Here is a 19145-nt window from a genome sequence, read left to right as displayed (position 1 = left end):
TCCAGGGGGACAGCGGTCGGTGCGGGGCGTCAACGGCGCAGCGCCAGAGGGTTGGGTACGGCCGTCCACTGCGCCTTGCCCGGGTTCTCGGAAAGGCGCATGGCGATGGTCGCCTTCAGCGGCATCGTGTCGCCGAAGAAGGCCGCCGCGTCCTCCTGGTCCGGCAGGCCGGCGTACACCTGGCGGCCGACCTCGGCCACCGCGCCCCACAACGCCCAGGGATCGGCCTCCCGGGTCCGGCTGAGGATGTCGACCAGCTCGCTGAAGACTCCGCTGATGAGGCCGCCGAACAGCTTGGAGTGCAGCGCGTCCACGTCTTCTCCCGCGCGGGTGCCGAGCAGTGGCGGCAGCGTGAAACCGTACCGGGCCAGGCGGCGCGGGCTGATCCGTACGCCGTCCAGGTCCCGGTACAGCACCCGCACCGGCCGCCCGTCCCGCAGTACGACCAGGGTGTTCTGGCCGTGTGCCTCCAGCGCCACCCCCATGGACAGCAGCGTCAGTGCGGGCGGCAGCACGAGCCCGGCGAAGTCCGCCAGCCAGCGCACCGGGTCACCGGACACCACGGCGGCTCCGGTCGCATGGACGGCAGTGAGCGGAACCACGATCTCCCCGGCGTCGAGGTGGCACTCGGCCGACTCCCGGACCATCACCGCCAGGCTCGCGGAGGGCTGTCCGTCCACGCGCACCGCGCCGCCGCCCAGCTCCCGCAGGATGCGCAGGCTGCCGCCGTACCCGGCCTTGTCGATGACGGCCGCGACCAGGTCGGACAGCGGGGGCCCGTCGGCGACCTCGGCCGGGGAGATGGTGCGCCGGTAGTTGGTGACCTGCACGTCGAGAGCCGTCTTGATGTGGCAGCCCGGCAGGACGTCCAGCGGTGCGAGGGTGCGCAGCGACAGGAGCGGCCGGGCCGGGATCGTCTCCTCCGCGACGCCCAGGTCGGGGTGGTGCGCAAGCATGTGGTTCCGCTGCCAGGGGTGCAGCGGGAGGAGGATCGTGTCGCCGTCGCGCAGTCGCCGAGGCCAGTCGCCGGCTCCCTGCCAGCGGTCGGCCGGGACGCGGAGCAGCGCCAGCTGGACGACGGGGTGGTGCTCGGGGGCGTAGGCGAGCACGTCGGCGATCGACATGCCGGTACGCGTCCGACAGCAGGGATGCTGTGGGTGCCCGTCGATGACCGCCTGCTCAGCATCCACCGAGTCGTTCAGCGAGACCGTCCGGCTTGTGTTCGCGGCCCGTGCCAGGGCCAGGTTGACCACGCTGTTGTCCAGCTCGGACGCCAGTCGCTCCGCGGCGAGGGTACGCAGTCCGAGCTGAGCCAGCAGCTCCGCCGGCCCGCTGATCGGTCCCTCTGGCCCGGATACGGCGAAGTCGTCGCACGCCTCGGCGAACGGCCGCGCACTGGACTCGGGTGCCGAGAGCGAGCCGCCCCGCCGCAACTCGACCACCAGGGCGTCGGACTCCCGGCGATGCCCGGTCACACCGGGCAGGGGTTCTCGTACGAAGGCGCCCCACAGCCGGCCCAGCACGGTGGCGCGTGCTCCCGGGAGCGCGGTCGTGAAGGGCTCCACCAGGTCCGGGCGCGTGCGGCGTAGTTCATCAAGGGGCATGGGGATCCCAGGTGCTCGTGGGGGGCGCTTGTCGCGCGGTGCTCGAGCGGCACCGGCCGGGCAACCGAAACTACGGGAGGACGATCAAGCGGAATGCCAGAGCACATACAGCGGGGATCCGGATATCTGACAGCGTGGAGTAAGGCGAGAGTTAAGGCCGCACACGTCAGTGCTCAATTCCCCCAGGTGAAAGCCAAGGTCCGGGATCGCCCTCACGTCGCGCTTCCGCGGTTACGCCGTCCGTGGAGGATCACCGGCTCGGGGGAGGTTCCGGCGTTTGCGCCACACCCTCCGGCCGAGGTCTGTGAGCCTTGCGGCATGCGTGTCTTGCTGATCGAGGACGACGACCGGGTGGCCGGACCGTTGGCGGAGGGGCTGCGCCGCTTCGGATTCACCGTCGAACACGCCAGAAACGGGGCCGACGGCCTCGCCGCGCCGGAGGCGGAGATGGTGCTGCTGGACCTGGGGCTGCCCGACATGGACGGCATCGACGTCTGCCGTGCCCTCCGCTCCCGCTCGTCCGTGCCGATCATCATGATCACTGCCAGGGACGACGAGGTCGACCGGGTACTCGGCCTTGAGCTGGGCGCGGACGACTACGTCTCCAAGCCGTTCGGTGTGCGGGAGCTCGTCGCCCGGATCCGTGCCGTCACCCGCCGCACCCGGCCCCCCGCTCCGGACACCCGCCGTGCGCAACCGCAGCCCCCGGACGACCCGGCACAACACCCCGGGACGTCCCGCATCCAGCGGATCGGCCCGCTGACCATCGACCATCGCACCCGGCAGGTACACCTGCACCAGGCGCCCGTCGCCCTCGCGCCCAAGGAGTTCGACCTGCTCGCCTGCCTCGCCGAAGACCCCGGAGCCGTCTGCTCCCGCCGGCAGATTCTCGACACGGCATGGGAACCGCACTTCTTCGGCCCCACCAAGACCCTGGACGTCCACATCGCCGCGCTGCGCCGCAAGCTCGGTGACTCATCCTGGATCGAGAACATCCGCGGAATCGGCTTCCGCCTGGCCGCCCCGGCAACCGTCGACGCCACGTCCACCGCAGAGTCGGCGCGCGGTGGAGGGCCGCGGTGACGCGTCGCATCCTGCTCAGCCATCTGAGCCTCATACTGCTCGTCCTGCTCTCCCTCGAAGTGCCGTTCGGCATCCTCTACTCCCACAGCGAGCTGTCCCGCTTCTCCCATACGGCGCAGCAGGGAGCGATGACGCTCGCCGAGGTCTGCGAGGACAAGATGGAGCACGGGCTGACGGCCGACCTGCCCGAACTGGCCCGCGCCTACGGGCAGCGCACCGGCAGCCGTGTGCTCGTCGCCGACCGCAACGGCGCTGCCCTGACCGACACCACTGCCCGCGCCCCGCTCGGCAGGGACCTGTCCGCCGAGCCGGACATCTCCACCGCACTGCGCGACCAGCCCGCCGTCGGCACCCGCAGCGACCCGTCCACAGGTGGCGAAGTCCTCTTCGCCACCGTGCCGGGCGGCTCCGACGCCGCCGTCGCCTGTGTGGTGCGAACCGTGTATGCGCTGGGCCCGCTCAAGGCAAAGGTCCACGCCACCTGGCTGGCCCTCACCGCCGTCGGGCTCGGCGTCCTGGTCGCCGTCTCCCTGATCGGCTTCGCGCTCGCCCGCTCGATCACCCGCCCCGTCCAGGCCCTGGAACGCGCCACCGCCCAACTCGCCGAAGGCCGGATCACCGACCCACCGGCCACCGATCACGGGCCGCCCGAACTACGCCGGCTCGCCGCGTCGTTCACGACAACCGCGACCCGGCTCCAGCACCTGCTCCAAGCGCAGCAGGCTTTCGCCTCCGAGGCATCGCACCAGCTGAAGACCCCCCTGACCTCGCTACGCCTGCGTCTGGAGAACTTCGAGCCGCACCTCGCCCCCTGCGCCCAGGACAGCCTCGACAAAGCGCTCGGGGAGCTGGAGCGGCTCAGTCGTATGGTGCAGGGGCTGCTCGCGCTCGCCCGCTTGGAGAACTCGGCGATCAGGCCGGAGGCGGTCGACCTGAACGCCGTGGTCGCCGATCGCGCGGCCATCTGGACGGCCTTCGCCGATGAACAGCAGGTCGGCATCGTCTTCTCCGGAGCCACGGCCGTGCGCGTGTGGGCGGTGCCGGGAGCGCTGGAGCAGATCATCGACAACCTGCTCTCCAACGCGCTGCGCGTCTCCCCGCCGGGAACCGCCATCACACTGGCGACCGCCACCGCCCCCAGGGAAGGCAGCCGCACCCCGCCGATGGGCGAGCTGCACGTGATCGACCAAGGGCCCGGTATGACCGAGGCCGAACGGCACAGAGCCTTCGACCGGTTCTGGCGGGCCGCTGACGCCGACCACGACGGCACGGGCCTCGGCCTGCCGATGGTCCGGCAACTCACCCACGCCAGCGGCGGTGAGGTGACCCTTGAGGCAGCCCCCGGCGGCGGGCTCGACGCCGTCGTCCGACTCCGGTGTGCCGCGGGCCGTACCCACCGAGAACACCCGGATGTCGCTGTGACGGACACCTTCGCGTGCCGGAGCGTCTGGTCCTACGGCTCACTACAATGCGCGGCTCGCGGGGGCCTTCGCGGGAGGGAGCCGGGAGCGAGGAAGTGATCACCACAGCAACGCCGCCTCCGAAGTGGAGCGTGTGCCGCCCGCTCGGCGGCTACTCCTGCGGCGCGGTGGCGGGCAGTCCGGCGAGGCGCCGTATCACGTTGAGCCCGTCCTCGGTGCCCGGCCAGTGCCGGGTGAGGGCGCCCGCGCCGGCCTGTCGGATGACCGTGCGCAATCCGAGGGCGACGACGATCGCGTCGTCGGCATAGCCGAGGACCGGGATGAAGTCGGGGACCAGGTTGATGGGCAGGGCGAGATAGCCGGCCACGATCCACAGCCGCCAGCGTGTGCGACGCGGGAGGGACTTGTCGCGGGCGAGGCGGGAGATCAGGCGCAGGAGGTCGGGCAGCAGGCGGACGGCCTCGGTGAGGATGTTGCCCTTGGGGCGGGCGACGGCGAGGGTGGCGAGCAGGATCAGCCAGCACGCCAGCAGGCCGGCGGCGATGCCGATCAGGGTCTGCCACACGATCACTCACTCTCCCGCCGGGTCACTCGACCGGGCCGGTTCCACTCACCGGATCCGTGACCCTACACACTGTAGGAATTCGACGCTCGGCGACCTCCTCAAGGGCAGCATCGACTCCTGCCCATTGCCGTTCCGCTCCCGCCGCGCCGCCGGCCGGTGGCATCGGTTCGCCATGGAGGCCAGGCCGAGGCGGTGCTCACCGGGATGGACAGGAAGCGTTCGCCGGGGACTGCGCCCACCCGCTCGCGCATGGGTTGACCGCAACACGGTGTGTCCGGGTCCCGGCTCTTCAATGATGACCGCCGACGGGACTCTTCGGCTTGTGATGTCCGGCGCCACGACCGTGGGAGGCGGCCCCCTTCGGGACCGTGAGCGAGGCCGGTTTCGCGGCGGCGGGCGCCGACACGTGGACCTGCGTGCCGACCTCCACGCCGGATTCCCGCTCGGTGACGATCACTGTCGCCGTCGCGGCGCTGGCCGCGACCACGGCGAGCGGGATCGCCCAGGCGAGCACGCCGCGCGCTCGTTCTGCGATTTCTCGCATGTTTACGGTCTCCTCGCCGTCGCACGGTGTGCTTTCCGCGGGTCATCCGTAAGTGAGTGTGGCGCACGGGTCGTCGCTCGCGGACCGGGCCCCCTGATTGAGGCTCAATTCGCTCGACGTGGACGGCGAGGCGACGGTGCCCGAGTGCGCGGTGGCGTAGTCCTGGCCGAGGATCAGGGCGGAGTGAGGACTGACCGCGTCCGTACGCCGACCGGTGAAGCAACCGGACGGCAATGAATTGTTCACTTCCCGTGTCTACCCGCATAGACAGGCCTGGTGTTGTCATGTCAGCGACACCCTGACGCCCCGTCGGAGTGCATTCCCCACACCCCGGGAGTCCCCATGTCCCGTATGCTTCAACTCGCCGTAGCCGTATCGTCGTTGGCCCTCGCCACGGGCGGCCTGATCGTCACCACCACCGGCACCGCCCACGCGGCCGGCTGCTCGCAGTCCTACCTGCCGCTGCAGGACGCCGCCTGCCAGCCCGGCGCCCTCAACTCCGCGGTCACCCAGTCCACGATCAACTCCACGATCTGCGTCTCGGGCTACAGCTCCTCGATCCGCCCCTCCACGAGCTACACCAACGCCCTGAAGGTGAAGCAGATCGCCCAGTACGGCTACAGCGACACCAGCACCGCCGACTACGAGGAAGACCACCTCATACCCCTGTCGCTGGGCGGCAACCCGACCAGCGCGCAGAACCTGTGGCCCGAGCCCCGCTACGACGCCGGCGGCTACACCTCCACCGACAAGGACACCATCGAGTACAAGCTGTACAAGGCGGTCTGTGCAGGAACGATCCAGCTCGCCCCGGCACAGAAGGCCATCGCCACCGACTGGACCACCGCGCTCCAGGCCGTGGGCCTGAGCTGAACCCGCCGGCAGGGCCCTTGCCGCTCCCGCTTCGGATCGGAAGCATGTGACGAAGGCGCAAGGGCCCTGGAGGCCGACCTCATTGGTGGTGCGTCAGCTGCGGGCGTCGGCTCGTGGGCCGTGGCGGTGGTGGGGGTTCCTGAGTCAGCCCACAGACCGTGACGAGGGCGCATACGTCAGGCGTCGCAGACCCTTCCTGAAGTGATCTTCAGGAAGCTTCAGCGTGACTTCAGGATCGCTCGCCCAAGCAGTCCCTCAAGCGCACGCTGACCGGCCGCCGCCGTACTGTCGCCGCCTCCCCCGGCACCGACGCCACGCTGGTCAAGAACGCCAAGGTCGGCATCGAGCAGGCCGCCGACACCGCCACGAAGTCCGTCGCGGGCACGGTCACCTCCGTCGGCCTGGAGGGCCAGAACGGCAAGGTCACGGCCGCCAGGACCGACGACGACAACGACCACGGCAGCGACTCCGGCGATCACGACGAGGACTGACGGCAGAGCACCGGCGTACGACGAACCGGGCGGGGACCGCTCCGGCGGACTCCCCCGCCCCGCCCGGTTACACACCAGGCTGTGGGGAGGCCGTACCGCGTGCTCCGGGCTACGCTGCCAGGCGGGAGCTGTCGTGGATCACGGAGTCAGCCATGCCGAAGTCCGAGCTGTCGAGGAACCGGTCGTCCCTGGGGCACAAGCTGCGCTACGCCGTACGGCATCCCGGGCGGATCCCTCCTTATCTGCGCCGCGCCGTGCGGGACACCTGGCTGGGCCTGCGCCACCGCGACCACGTCGCGTACTACCGCGCCGTCATGGCCTCCGACACCGCGCGCAGCCCCGAGCGTGCCGTCGGCAGCGGCTCGGAGGCGCAGTGGCTGGCGCTCGGGCAGATGCAGTTCGACTACCTGCTCGAACACGGGCTGAAGCCGCAGGACCGAATGCTGGAGATCGGCTGCGGGAACCTGCGCGCGGGGTGGCGGTTCATCGACCACCTCGAACCCGGCCACTACTACGGGATCGACATCTCGCCGGACATTCTCGTCGAGGCGCAGCGCACGCTGGTCCGCCGGGGCCTGCAGGACCGCCTCCCCCACCTCACTCTCGTCGAGAATCTGACGCTCGACTTCCTGCCCTCGGGCTGGTTCACCGTGGTGCACGCCCACAGCGTCTTCTCGCACTCGCCGCTGGAGGTGATCGACGAGTGCCTGGCCAACGTCGGACGGGTACTGGCCCCCAGCGGCTTCTTCGACTTCACGTACGACCGCACGGAGGGCCCCGAGCACCAGGTCCTCCGCGAGGACTTCTACTACCGCACCGAGACCCTCCGCGCGCTGGCCGAACGGCACGGCCTGACCGCCCGTTTCATGGACGACTGGGAACGACGCCCGCACGGCCAGTCGAAGATCCGGGTCACGCACGCGGTGGCGGTGTAACGGCGTCACCCTGCGGCGCTCCTGGGCGGTCCTGGTGAAGCTGCTGGTGAGAGGGCAGTAAGAGCAGTCTCCGACGGCCCCCGGGGCCTGCCGTCGGCGGCGTCGGCCAGGCACACTGGCGGCGCCGACCGCCCCAGAGGAAGCCCCACCCATGGACAGCACAAGACACCGGCTCGCGATCCTGCACCCCCGCCGCAGCCTGGGCACGGTGTTCGCCCTTTCCTTCGCCTGCGTCACCGCCGCCACCACTCTCCTCGGCGGCTTCCTCAGCTACAACGCGGCGGCACGGATGGTGCGAGTCGACCAGGACGATGTCTTCCGCGGCGTCGTCAGCGACCTCCACCAGCAGGTCGTCCAGCGGCGTCTGTCGCCGTCGGACTACTTCAGCGTGAGCCCTGACCGCGACAGCCCCCGCGACGACCTCTCGCGCCGCATCCGCACCGACGTCCAGGTCCTCGGCCCCACGGGCCGCGTCGAGGAACGCGGCTACCCGGCCCTGAGGATTCGCGCCGCCGACCGCGCAACGGCCTCGGACGCCAAGGCCGGCCACACCATCTACTACAAGACCCAGCTCGAGGGGGACCGCTACCGCGTCGCCACCGTCGCGCTGGGCGGCGGCCGGGGCGCCGTGCAGGTGGCGCAGCAGTACAGCGACACCGAGGACCTGCTCAAGGAGCTCAAGGAGCGCACCGTCGAGCTGAGTGCCATCGTCATCGTCGTGGCCGGCCTGGCGGGCTGGTGGCTGGCGCGCCGGATCGCCGGGCGGCTGGTCCGGCTGACCCGGGTCGCCGAGGACGTGGCCCGGACCGGCCGGCTGGACACTGCGGTCCCGGTCGCCGGGCCGGACGAGGTAGGCCGCCTTGGACGGGCGTTCGACGGGATGCTCGGCAGGCTGGCCGCCTCCGAGGAGGTGCAGCGGCGCCTGGTGCAGGACGCCGGGCACGAACTGCGCACCCCGCTGACCTCGCTGCAAGCCAACGCGGCCCTCCTGGACCGCATAGACCAACTGCCTCCGCAGGCCAAGGCGGACCTGATCGCGGACATGAAGAGCGAGACCCGCGAGCTGGTCAACCTCGTCAACGAACTGGTCGACCTCGCCGCCGGCGACCGGAACGCGGAACAGCCCACGGAGATCACCCTGGGTGCTCTGGCCGAGGACGCGGCCGCCCTCGCCCGGCGCCGCACCGGCCGGGAGATCCTCATCGAGTCCGACGACACCGTCGTACGGGCCCGTCCGGACGCGGTGCAGCGGGCGCTGACCAACCTTCTGGAGAACGCGGCCAAGTTCGACCACAACGGAACCGAGCCGATAGAGGTCGCCATCACGGGCACCCGCGTGGAGGTGCGCGACCGCGGACCGGGCATCGCCGACGCGGACCTGCCCCGCGTCTTCGACCGTTTCTACCGCGCCGACAGCGCCCGCAGCCTGCCCGGCTCCGGGCTGGGCCTGGCGATCGTGCACGCCGTCGCCGTCGCCCACGGCGGCACGGCCTTCGCCCACAACCGCGCCGGCGGCGGCGCGATCATCGGCTTCACCCTCGACCCCGCGTCCCGCCTCCCACGGCCTCACACGGCACCGACGGCCGACTCCGCCGCCACGCTACGCTGACCTGGCCTTGGGCCCCGCCCGGCTGCCCCCGGCGTCACCAGCCCCGGCACCAGCGGCAGCCACGCCGTCGGCAGCCGGTAGCCGAGCACCGCCGAGGCGGCAACGACTCCGGGCGCGCCCGCTGCCACGAGCGCGAAGGCGAGAGCCGCGTCCAGCGACCCCGCTCCCGGCGCCGAGCCGCAGCCCCTGCGGATCCTCGGGGCTCATGCGTTGACGCCCTCGTGACCGCGGGAGTCAGGTAGATCCGCAGTCCTTCCCGCTGGACGGACGTCCAGCCGCGGGCGTAGGCAGGCGGCGCGCTCGTGCCGTCGGTCAGGACCGCGACCGGCGTCCGTTCGCCCGTCCGGGTGAGGGCGGCAGCCGTGGTGTTCGTTTGTGGCCGCTGGTGTCGACGGAGGAACAGTCGGCGCAGAACGCGATCGGCACGTTGTCGCCGTCGGTGACCAGGCACGGCGCCCACACTCCCAGGCGGTGCGGTGCATGCGCCGTACGCGCCCAGCCGCGGTGGCCCGGTCGACCGTACGCTCCAGCACCACGAGCTGGACGGCCAGATGCCCGGCGAGCCCGAGCGCCACCAGCGTGACGGCCGCCGGGCCGCCAGGTGCGGGGTGGCGCCGTGACCAGGTATGCGAGGGCGTCGGTGGCCGGGATCGCCAACAGCGCGTAGGCCCGGAGCAGGCATCACCGACAAGCCGGTGCCGGGGCTGGCATCCCGGAACACCACTGGGGACTCCGGCACTGCTGGGGGTGATCTTCGAACGCCGACCGGCGAAGGGATCAGTAACGGATCATGAGAATCTCCCGTACACGTTCCGGTACGCCCTGCGCACGCCGACCATCGGTCCCCTCGTGGCCCTGGCCATCGGTGTACTGGTCTTCTCGGTCACGACAGACACCTTTCTGACACCGGAAAACCTTTCACTCGTGCTGCAGCAGTCCATCGTCACCGGCACGCTGGCGCTGGGGCAGTCCCTGATCATCCTCACCGCGGGCATCGACCTGTCGAACGGAGCCATCGCGGTACTCGGTACGCTCGTCAACGGCCTGCTCGTGGCCCGGCTGGGCCTGCCGCCCTTCATTGTGACCCTGGGTGCACTGACCGTCATCTACGCCGTGAGCAGGCTCTACTCCGAGTCCCGCAGCTATCCGGTGACCAACGACCTGCTTCTCTTCTGGGGGAACGGCGTCCACCTCGGCGGCGTGCTCGTCACCTGGGGGACGTTTCTGCTCGCGGGTCTGTACGCGTTCTTCTGGTACTGCTCGGCAACGCATCCGAGTCCGCCCGCCTACCGGCATCAGCGTGCGGCGCACGGTCCTGTCGGTCTACATCACCGCCTGGCAGTCCTTCGGCCGCATCCCCAACGCCTACCAGACGGCGAATCTGGAGAGCATCACCGCCGCCGTCATCGGCGGGACCAGCCTGTTCGGCGGCCGGGGAAGCATCGCTGGGACGCTCATCGGAACGCTCATCGTCACCGTGCTCCGCTCCGGCCTCACCCAGGCGGGTATCGACAGCCTCTACCAGGACGTCGCAACCGGGACCCTCGTCATCGTCGCGGTCGGCGTCGACCAGGTCCTGCGCAGAGGCAGCGCACGCTGACGCGGCGCCGGATGGTGCCGGCGAGGCCACCCGCTCCGGCGACACACGGCGGGCTGCGGGCGAGGTCGCGGTACCGCCAGGCCACACCGAGAAAACACCCACTCGAACCAACCATCAACAGCCCAGGTCAGACACAACCTATGGTTCTGTCGCGCATCTGCTGCCCGACGCCCCACAAGGGCGTCGGGCAGCGAGCGATCAGGTCAGGACGAGCTCCAGCACAGTGACCGAGAGCGGCGGCACAGTGCTCGTGAAGGACGCCGCGGCGCCCGTGACGGTGCTCGTCCTGGGCACCAACGTGTCAGGTTCCGTCAGCGTGTTGGTGGTGGCACGCGAGGGGCCGGTCAGGACCGTCGCGGTGGCCTGCCTCTTGACCCCCTTGGCCAGCCCCTTCAGTTCGACCGGCACGTTCACCTTCTCCGTCCCGCAGTTGACGACCGCGAGGTAGAGGCGATTCCCGGAGCGGGTGGCCACGGTGGCGAGGCCGGGCAGCGCACGTGCGGTGGCCGGCAGCACCGTGTTGCCGAGCCTGCTCGTCAGCATGTGCTGTGCCCAGTAGCTGGGCGACACGTAGCTGGTGAGGTTGTCGTAGGCGATCAGATTGGTGGCCCAGACGTTGTTCTTGACGTGCGAGAAGAGCGGCGCGTAGCACTCCATGAGGACCTGGTCCGAGTTGCGGATCAGTCCGGCCAGCCACGCGGCGTCGCCCAGCGCCGCGTTGAGGTCGGGTGTCGGACGGCCCTCCTGCGCGGCCCACTCCCCCACGAACACCTTCGTCGAATTACGGTCCCGGTTGTCGTACTTGTGGGTGGAGGCCTGGGCGGCGGACGGCGCGAGGTAGTAGTGCTCGTCGATCAGGTCCGGCGTGCGGCTCGTCACGGACGTCGTGGCGATCAGCTTCAGATGCGGGTACTTCGCCTTGATCGCGTCGTAGAAGGCCGCGAACCGCTCGTCGTACGACCCCGAGGAGTCGAACCAGTCCTCGTTGCCGATCTCCACGAACTCCAGCGGGAACGGCTTCGGATGTCCGTCGGCGGCACGTCGTGCGCCCCAGGTGCTGGTGACAGGACCGGTGACGTACTCGATCTCGTCGAGCGCGTCCTGGACGAACGGCTTGAGCGCGTCGCCGGTCACGTGTTCGCCCTTGAGCGCGTAGCCGGCGTAGACGGCGAGGACCGGCTGGGCGTGCATGTCCTCGACCCATTCCAGGTATTCGAGGAGTCCGAGGCCGTCCGTGGACCAGTAGCCCCAGGCGTCGTCCATGTGGCCGGGGCGCTCCCAGACCGGACCGATGGTGTTCTTCCAGTTGAACCGTGTCGCAATGGTGTTGCCCTCGAGGAAGTTTCCGCCGGGGAAGCGCAGGAACTTCGGCTTCAGAGCGACCAGTTTGTCCATCAGGTCGATGCGCAGGCCGTTGGGCCGGTTGTTGTAGGTGGGCGGGAAGAGAGACACGTGCTGGAGCCACAGGGTCTCGCCCGCGGCGGCGGGGTCGGCCGTGGTGACGGTCAGCCTTGCGTCACCGACCACGGGGGTGCGCGAACCGGTGCGCAGGGTCAGCTCGAACGGGCGGCCGGGGAAGGCGGTGCCGATGTGGGGCACGTGGGCGGACGCGTACACCGTCGCGCCGTCCGCCGACTCGAGGGACACCGTGAGCGCGCCGATGCGTCGCGACGCCTTGGCGAACAGCCGGGCGGTGTAAGTGGTTCTGGGCCGCACGGGTATGCCCCAGAAGCCGTCGTTGGCGACGCCGGCCCGGTTCCCGGCTCCGGTGCCGCTCGGCAGTACCACCTTGAGGGAACGATTCAGCGCGTCGTTGAGCGGGTTGGCGGTGTCGAGTGAGAGCGTCGTCCCGCCGACGGCGGACCAGTGGACGGGCGTGCTGTCGCTGGCCATCATCGAGCGGTTCTGCACCAGCTCGGCGTAGATGCCGCCCTCTCCGGAGTGGTTGATGTCCTCGAACATCAGACCGGGCAGGACCGGGGACACGGCGTGCTCGGGGTTGCCGACGTCCACGCTCAGCAACGGCGTCGTGGTCTCCACAGGGACCCCGGCCAGCGCCGCGACCTGCTCGGAGGTGAGGACGGACGGGAACATCCATACGTCGTCGATCAGGCCGTGCCACTGGTCGACGTGCCCGCCGCCGTAGAGCGCGCGGCCGATGGCGGTGTCGCCGGTGCCGGCCCAGCCTGCCGTGTAGGCGGTCTCCCCCTCCAGCACGCCATTGACGTAGAGGCGGATGACGCCGGCGGCCGGGTCGCTGACGCCGACCAGGTGGGTCCAGGTGTTGGAGGTGGGCGCTGAAGCGGCGGCCGCCACCGAGGCACTCTGAGTGGCGTCCGAGCCCAGCCGGGCGAAGGCGAAGGTGCCGGTGTCGTCGCGCAGCCCCAGGTAGAAGGAGCTGACGACCTTGCCGTCGATGCTGACGGCGGTCTGGTAGCCGCCGAGTTGAGCGAGGTTGACCCAGACGCCCACCGAGAACGCCTTCGAGGTGTCGAGGGCCGGCCCGGAAGCCGTGGCGTTGCCGCCTGCCGTGAGGCTCAAGCTGTGGGTGCCGACCTTGCCGGTGCCCCAGCCGGCAGCGCCCTGGAGCGTCGCGGTGCGACCGTTGCCGGAGGAGTCGGCGGCCAAGGTGCCGGAGCCTTCGTCGAAGGTCCAGTGGGCGGCCGCGGCGGGGAGGTCCGCGGCAGTGGAGCTTGCGGTTGTGCCGGTGAGTTCGGCGGCCCCGGCGGGAACGGCGGCGGTGAAGGTCCCGGCCAGGGAGGCGGCGCCCAGGACGGTGAGGACGGTTCTGCGGGGCACTCCGGCTTCTGAAGGCATGCGGCTCATTCCTTTATGACAGACCGTTGCGTTGCGTACCGGCCGGAGCAGGGCAGCCTGCCGAAGCTGCCAGCCGACCTCGTTCGAAATTCCGTACACCGATCGATACTTCGAGCAGCAGGGATCTTAGGGTGTCGACGAGGCCCGTCAACACCCCTCGTACGGCAATGCTTCTGCAGGCCTCGTCCGCCCCACGGTTCGGCGGTCGACCTCCGTCTCGCCTCGGCGTCCAGTTGGCCTGGCTCCTCTTCCGCGCCGGCGAGGCCACCGGCTCCCACGTCCGTCAGCTCGGCGAGGCGGTGGCGGACGAAGCACGGTTCACCGTGGCCCAGGTGCGGAAGCTGCTGGATGAGTGAATCACCGCGCGCTGGCCGCACCGCCCCCACGAAGGACTGCGGCACCCCGTCCTGCCGAGGAAGGCTCTGCCGGTGCACTGGCATCCCGTCACCGACCGCGGCGTCCGCCTCAACTTCCGCGCCTACGACCACGTCTGCCTGAACGAACACCGCGGCCGGCCCTCCCCCCGCCGGCCCGGCGACAGTTGGGAAGTCCACCACCGCGTGGCGTCACATCCGCGCCACGCTCACCCGGAGCGCCGACCGCGGTGCACACGAGGCAGCCCTCACGGAAATCGCCGACGAGGTCCTGCGGTGGAGACGGCCCCCGCCCTCCAGCCCGGCAGCAGCCGTGGACTGCACGGCTGCCCAGCCGTCCCAGCACGCGGCCGAAGACACCGAGGACGGCCCCGACGACGCAGAAGTACATGCCCCAGGCGACACCAGGCACACGGGTGATGAACAGCCCCCGTCACCGGCCCGGTTCGCGCTGCACAACGCTTCCGAGGATGCCAAGCACCGGTGAGATACACCCGCACCAGACCCGCCGGCGAGGACGCCTTGCCGCAGACGGTCACCACGTTCGACGATCAATAAGCAGGCACAACAGCTACGCCACGAGAACGCACGCAAACTCGCAACCGCCGTGGCTCAGCCGAGCTCGACCCGAAGCGCATCACGGTCCCGCCGCCCTCCACGGCACCGTCGCCTCGATCCGACTCTGGCTCCGCCCATGATCTCCGCCGGATCTAGTCGCCGGTCGTTCCGTCGAGCATCTCGCGCAGGATGTCCAGGTGGCCGTTGTGGCGGGCCGTCTCCTCGGTGAGGTGAAGAAGGATCCAGCGCAGGTCGACATGGAGACCATCGCGGACGGCTCGCTCGGCCTGTTTGTCCAGGTCGTTTCCGGCGACCAGTTCGCGGTAGCGGGCGCTCTGCTCGGCGTATTCGTCGAGCACCTGCGTGAGCGGGAAGTCGACAGCGATGCGCATCTCGCGGTCGGGGTCCTCCTCGGTCCAGGGGCCCCGGTCTTCCTCACCGAGGAAGACCACCTGGAACCAGTGGTACTCGACCCAGCGGAGATGGTTGATCACTCCGCTCATGGTCATCAGCGGTGAACCCGGCAGGAGCGCCTTGCGGGCGTTCTCTGCGGAGAGGCCATCGCACTTGGCACGGGCGGTGTCACGTGCGTAGTCGAGGAAAGTGGTGAGCTGGGTGCGCTCATCCCACGCGGGAGGTGTGTCGCCGATTCTGGTCATCGCGCGAAGCGTCTCCGATCACGCGACCGATGTCGAGGTATTTATCGACAGGCCCACCCACGCAGGTGAGCCCCCAGCAAGATCCGCCGGACAGGCCGCGCTCCGGACGCAAGTTCCTGCAGGTCAGAAACTACCTACTGCAGATATACACTCAGAGTATATCTCTGGTGTATGGTCCCCTCATGAGTGTTCCTCTCACCCTGTTGGGGCTGTTGGAGCGGGAGCCGAGCCACGGCTACGACCTCAAGCGTGACTACGACGCCTTCTTTTGCCGGGGCAAGCCGCTGCCGTACGGGCAGGTCTACACGACTCTTGGCCGGTTGGCGCGGGACGGAAAGGTGGTGGCCGGCGAGGCGGAGCCCGGGGTCGGCCCCGAGCGCAAGCGGTACGTGATCACCGAGGCGGGGGCGACGGAGTTCGAGACCTGGCTCACCGAGCCGGTGGCTCCCGAGCCCAATCTGCAGACCGTGCTGTTCACCAAAGTCGTACTGGCTCTGATGCTCGGCCGGGACGCCCAGCAGTACCTCGACACCCAACGGGCCGCCCACCTGCAGCGGATGCACGAGCTGACCCAGCTGCGCCGCACCGGCACGCTCGTCGACGCCCTGCTCGCCGACCACGGCCTGTTCCACCTGGAGGCCGACCTGCACTGGATCGAGCTGACAGCGGCCCGGATGGATGCGCTCGCCGAGGAGGTGCGCGCATGACCGCCCTCATCGAGGCCCGCGATCTCACCCTGTCCTTCGGTGAGACCCCTGCCCTGCGCGGTGCCAGCCTGGCTGTCGAGGCCGGTGAGGTGTTCGCCGTGATGGGCCCGAGCGGTTCGGGCAAGTCCACCCTGCTGCACTGCCTGGCCGGCATCCTCACCCCCGACTCGGGCGAGGTGCACTTCGACGGACGCCGCATCGACACCATGAACGAGTCGGACCGCAGCGCGCTGCGCCGCGACACCTTCGGGTTCGTCTTCCAGTTCGGCCAGCTCGTCCCCGAGTTGACCGCCGAGGAGAACGTCGCCCTGCCGCTGCTGTTCTCCGGCGTGCGCCGCGCGGCCGCGCTCGCCGAGGCCCGGCCCTGGTTCGCCCGGCTGGGCCTGGACGGCCTGGAGGGGCGGCGTTCCGGGGAGTTGTCGGGCGGTCAGGCCCAACGGGTGGCGCTGGCCCGCGGCTTGGTGGCCCGGCCCAAAGTGCTGTTCGCCGACGAGCCAACCGGGGCGCTGGACTCGCTGACCGGCGAGCAGGTGATGGAGCTGATGGTGGACGCGGCCCACGAGCAGGGCATCTCTGTCGTCCTGGTGACCCACGAGCCCCGGGTTGCCGCGTACGCCGACCAGAAGGCCATCGTCCGGGACGGCAAGGCCAGTCTGCTCACGGCCGGACGGATCGCCTCGTGATCGCCTTTGCGCTCCGCCTGGCGGTCAGCGGAGGCCGGGAGGCGGTCGCCCGGCTGGTCATGATCGCCGCCGCGGTGGCCATCGGAGTCGCGCTGCTGCTGTCGACCTTCGCCGGCATGAACGCCGTCGACGGGTCGAACCAGCGGCAACTGTGGCTCGACACCGGCGCCGCGAGCCGCACCGCGCGGGCGTCGGTGGCCCCCCTGTGGTGGTGGCCGCACCGCGACTACTACGACGGCGCGTCACTCACCGAGGTCGACGTCGCCGCAACCGGCCCTGACTCACCCGTCCCTCCCGGTCTGACGCACCTGCCGGCGCCCGGCGAGTACTACGTCTCCCCCGCGCTGGCCCAGCTGATCCGCGACACCCCGGCCGACCAACTGGGCGACCGCTTCCCCGGCCGACTCGCCGGCACGATCGGTGACGCCGCTCTGCCCTCCTCCGACTCGCTGATCGCCGTCATCGGCCGTACCCCGGCCCAGATCAAGAGCGAGCCCCAGGCGCGAGCCGTCACCACCATCGCCACCGCCCTGCCGCCCACCTGTGACAACGCCTGCTACGGCGAGGTCGTCCGCGGTGACGCCATGACGCTCATCCTCTCCGTGGTGGCCGGCGCGCTGATCTTCCCGGTGTTGATCTTCATCGGCACCGCGACCCGTCTGTCCGCCGCAACCCGCGAGCAGCGATACGCGGCAATGCGGCTGGTCGGCGCCACTCCCCGGCAGGTGTCGGTGATCTCGGCGGTGGAGTCCACGCTGGCAGCGGCCGCCGGGACGGTGGTCGGCTTCGGGCTCTACGTCGCACTGCGTCCCCTGGTCGCCACGATCCCGTTCACCGGGCAGCGGTTCTTCCCCTCGGATCTGACGCTCAGCGCGTCCCAAGCCCTCGGCGTCGGCCTCGGCGTGCCGATGGCGGCGGCGATCGCCGCGCGGCTGGCACTGCACCGGGTCACCATCTCCCCGCTCGGCGTGGCCCGCCGGGTGACCACGCGCCCGCCGCGCGCCTGGCGGCTGATCCCGCTGCTGGCGGGCCTGGCCGAGCTGGCGTACTTCATCGGCCGCCGCCCGGCGACCGGGAACGGTCAAGCGGCGGCCTACCTCCCGGGCTTCCTGGTGGCGATGCTCGGCCTGGTGATCGCCGGGCCGTGGCTGACCATGACCGCCGCCCGGGCGGTGGCCCGACGCACCCGCCGCCCGGCCGCCCTGATCGCGGTGCGCCGGCTCGCCGACGACCCGAAGGCCGGCTTCCGCGCGGTCAGCGGCCTCGTCCTGGCCCTGTTCGTGACCACCGCGACGGTCAGCATCATCGGCACCATCAACCACTACCGCGGCACGCTCGACGGCGACCCGCAGACCCGGACGGTGATCGAGGACGGTTCCCTCGGTGAGGCACCGCTGACCGGGGGCGTCCCGGCGGGGCTGCTCACCCAGGTGCGGGCGATTCCAGGCGTCAAGGGCCTGGCCGTCGTGCACGCCAACCCCGGCGATGTCGGCAAGGACCCGGCCGATCCGCGCCCTGATGCGCCGGCGCTTGTGACCTGCTCGGACCTGACGCAGACTCCGATGGTCGGCCACTGCCCGGCCGGGGCGAGTGTCGCGGCCGTCGACCTCGACGCCTTCGTCCGCCTGCAGTCGCAGGCTGACCACCAGTGGCCCTCCGCCCCGACCAGCACAGCCGCCGTCGCCCGGCTGCCCGCACAGCTGGTCTACGTGGCCACCGACGGGTCGACGGCGTCGATGGAGCGCGTGCGGACGCTACTCACCACCGCCTACCCACAGCACCAGGCCCGCGCAGTCGGCGACTACGGCACCAGCCTCCAGCAGGAACTGGCCAGTTGGCGGCAACTGGCCAACGTGGTACTGCTGACCACACTGCCGATCGCCGGTTGCAGCCTGGCAGTGAGCGTCGTCGCGGGCCTGTCCGACCGCCGGCGCCCGTTCGCGATCCTGCGGCTCACCGGCGCGCCCCTGCGGCTGCTGCAGCGCGTGGTCGGCCTGGAGAGCGCGCTGCCACTGCTCGCCGTCTCCGCGATCGCGATCGGCACCGGCTTCGCCGCGTCGGCGATGTTCCTGACATCGCAGATGCACTACGACCTGATCTGGCCCGACGCGACGTACTACGTGCTGGTCGCGGGCGGACTGGGCGCCGCGCTCGGGATCATCGCCTCCACCCTGCCCCTGCTCAAACGCATCACCGGTCCCGAAGGCGCCCGCAACGGCTGACGCGCCAGCGGCCTCGGCCTGGAGTGGATGCGCGACGGACGAGGGCGATCCCTACCGCGGGCCGATCGCCCTCCACAACGGCACCGTCCACATCAGGATCAGCCCGGAAGCGGCCGACCCCGCGGCGTGACTTCGAGGACCTGGCACCTGCGTTCAAAGGGCCCGGTCAGAGCCCATCTGATCGTCATCACAAGATTGCCAACAACCAGGGACAAAAAAGGTGGGCCGGGCCGGCTGTCCAACGCGGGGCATGGCCCGGCTCTGCCCAAGAAGCCCACACTTCACGTCTCGATCCCGTGGCCGGTCCCGGGCACCACCGCGAGTTGATGGCCAGCCTCTGGTACCCCGCCCGGAGCGTCGAGCGGTATCCGCCGGCCCGTTGGACGTCCCCCGCCGTGGC

The 19145-nt window shown here is 70.5% G+C and carries 15 protein-coding genes; 10 read left to right on the top strand and 5 right to left on the bottom strand.

Annotated elements, in window-relative coordinates; all coding sequences use genetic code 11:
* Positions 1-29: 29 nt before the first annotated feature.
* The gene (locus ACH47Z_RS40965; protein WP_399083693.1) at positions 30-1604 is read right to left on the bottom strand and encodes an IucA/IucC family protein; all 1575 of its coding nucleotides are present in this window, start codon (positions 1602-1604) and stop codon (positions 30-32) included.
* Between the two features lie 318 nt (positions 1605-1922).
* On the opposite strand from ACH47Z_RS40965, the gene ACH47Z_RS40960 reads away from it, so the two are divergent.
* Complete coding sequence (locus ACH47Z_RS40960) at positions 1923-2687, top strand: response regulator transcription factor (protein WP_399083690.1); 765 nt, start codon at positions 1923-1925, stop codon at positions 2685-2687.
* Positions 2684-4207 (top strand): sensor histidine kinase, encoded by a 1524-nt coding sequence (locus tag ACH47Z_RS40955; RefSeq protein ID WP_399083687.1) that lies wholly within the window; start codon positions 2684-2686, stop codon positions 4205-4207. The genes ACH47Z_RS40960 and ACH47Z_RS40955 overlap by 4 nt, the downstream gene beginning before the upstream one ends.
* A gap of 52 nt (positions 4208-4259) precedes the next feature.
* Here ACH47Z_RS40955 and ACH47Z_RS40950 read toward each other — a convergent pair whose 3' ends face one another.
* Both ACH47Z_RS40950 and ACH47Z_RS40945 read right to left on the bottom strand, forming a co-directional pair.
* Positions 4260-4679: a YkvA family protein gene (locus tag ACH47Z_RS40950; RefSeq protein ID WP_399083684.1), complete on the bottom strand. Its 420-nt coding sequence runs from the start codon at positions 4677-4679 to the stop codon at positions 4260-4262.
* A 283-nt stretch (positions 4680-4962) separates the two neighbouring features.
* Complete coding sequence (locus ACH47Z_RS40945) at positions 4963-5217, bottom strand: hypothetical protein (protein ID WP_399083681.1); 255 nt, start codon at positions 5215-5217, stop codon at positions 4963-4965.
* Positions 5218-5559: 342 nt separating this feature from the next.
* Between ACH47Z_RS40945 and ACH47Z_RS40940 the strand changes: the two genes are divergently transcribed.
* The 4 genes from ACH47Z_RS40940 (at position 5560) to ACH47Z_RS40925 (ending at position 10725) form a co-directional block, all read left to right on the top strand.
* A complete protein-coding gene (locus tag ACH47Z_RS40940; protein WP_399083678.1) occupies positions 5560-6090 on the top strand; it encodes a hypothetical protein in 531 nt (176 codons plus the stop codon).
* 643 nt (positions 6091-6733) lie between these two features.
* On the top strand, positions 6734-7516 hold the full coding sequence (locus tag ACH47Z_RS40935) for a class I SAM-dependent methyltransferase (RefSeq protein WP_399083675.1): 783 nt from the start codon (positions 6734-6736) through the stop codon (positions 7514-7516).
* A 151-nt stretch (positions 7517-7667) separates the two neighbouring features.
* Positions 7668-9125, top strand: coding sequence for a sensor histidine kinase (locus ACH47Z_RS40930; protein WP_399083672.1), 1458 nt, complete (start codon positions 7668-7670; stop codon positions 9123-9125).
* 1300 nt (positions 9126-10425) lie between these two features.
* Positions 10426-10725: an ABC transporter permease gene (locus ACH47Z_RS40925; RefSeq protein WP_399083669.1), complete on the top strand. Its 300-nt coding sequence runs from the start codon at positions 10426-10428 to the stop codon at positions 10723-10725.
* 198 nt (positions 10726-10923) lie between these two features.
* Here the strand turns inward: ACH47Z_RS40925 and ACH47Z_RS40920 are convergent, their stop codons facing one another.
* Positions 10924-13542, bottom strand: a complete 2619-nt coding sequence (locus ACH47Z_RS40920; RefSeq protein WP_399083666.1) for a LamG-like jellyroll fold domain-containing protein — start codon at positions 13540-13542, stop codon at positions 10924-10926.
* Between the two features lie 131 nt (positions 13543-13673).
* Between ACH47Z_RS40920 and ACH47Z_RS40915 the strand changes: the two genes are divergently transcribed.
* Entirely contained in the window at positions 13674-13898 is a 225-nt protein-coding gene (locus tag ACH47Z_RS40915; protein WP_399083663.1) for a hypothetical protein, read from the top strand.
* Between the two features lie 728 nt (positions 13899-14626).
* Here the strand turns inward: ACH47Z_RS40915 and ACH47Z_RS40910 are convergent.
* Positions 14627-15133 carry a DinB family protein gene (locus ACH47Z_RS40910; protein WP_399083660.1) on the bottom strand — a complete coding sequence of 169 codons (507 nt, stop codon included), beginning with the start codon at positions 15131-15133 and terminating at the stop codon, positions 14627-14629.
* A 182-nt stretch (positions 15134-15315) separates the two neighbouring features.
* Between ACH47Z_RS40910 and ACH47Z_RS40905 the strand changes: the two genes are divergently transcribed.
* The 3 genes from ACH47Z_RS40905 to ACH47Z_RS40895 are packed head-to-tail and all read left to right on the top strand — an operon-like array spanning position 15316 to position 18745.
* On the top strand, positions 15316-15840 hold the full coding sequence (locus ACH47Z_RS40905; RefSeq protein ID WP_399083657.1) for a PadR family transcriptional regulator: 525 nt from the start codon (positions 15316-15318) through the stop codon (positions 15838-15840).
* Positions 15837-16523, top strand: a complete 687-nt coding sequence (locus tag ACH47Z_RS40900; protein ID WP_399083654.1) for an ABC transporter ATP-binding protein — start codon at positions 15837-15839, stop codon at positions 16521-16523. Before ACH47Z_RS40905 ends, ACH47Z_RS40900 begins: the two co-directional genes overlap by 4 nt.
* Positions 16520-18745 carry an FtsX-like permease family protein gene (locus tag ACH47Z_RS40895; RefSeq protein ID WP_399083651.1) on the top strand — a complete coding sequence of 742 codons (2226 nt, stop codon included), beginning with the start codon at positions 16520-16522 and terminating at the stop codon, positions 18743-18745. The genes ACH47Z_RS40900 and ACH47Z_RS40895 overlap by 4 nt, the downstream gene beginning before the upstream one ends.
* The last annotated feature ends 400 nt before the right edge of the window (positions 18746-19145 follow it).

Origin of the sequence: Streptomyces sp. NPDC020192 (assembly GCF_044388685.1) — a bacterium.
Lineage (GTDB): Bacteria > Actinomycetota > Actinomycetes > Streptomycetales > Streptomycetaceae > Streptomyces.
Note: the sequence above shows the minus strand (reverse complement) of the source record. Positions and strands in the feature narration are given on the sequence as shown.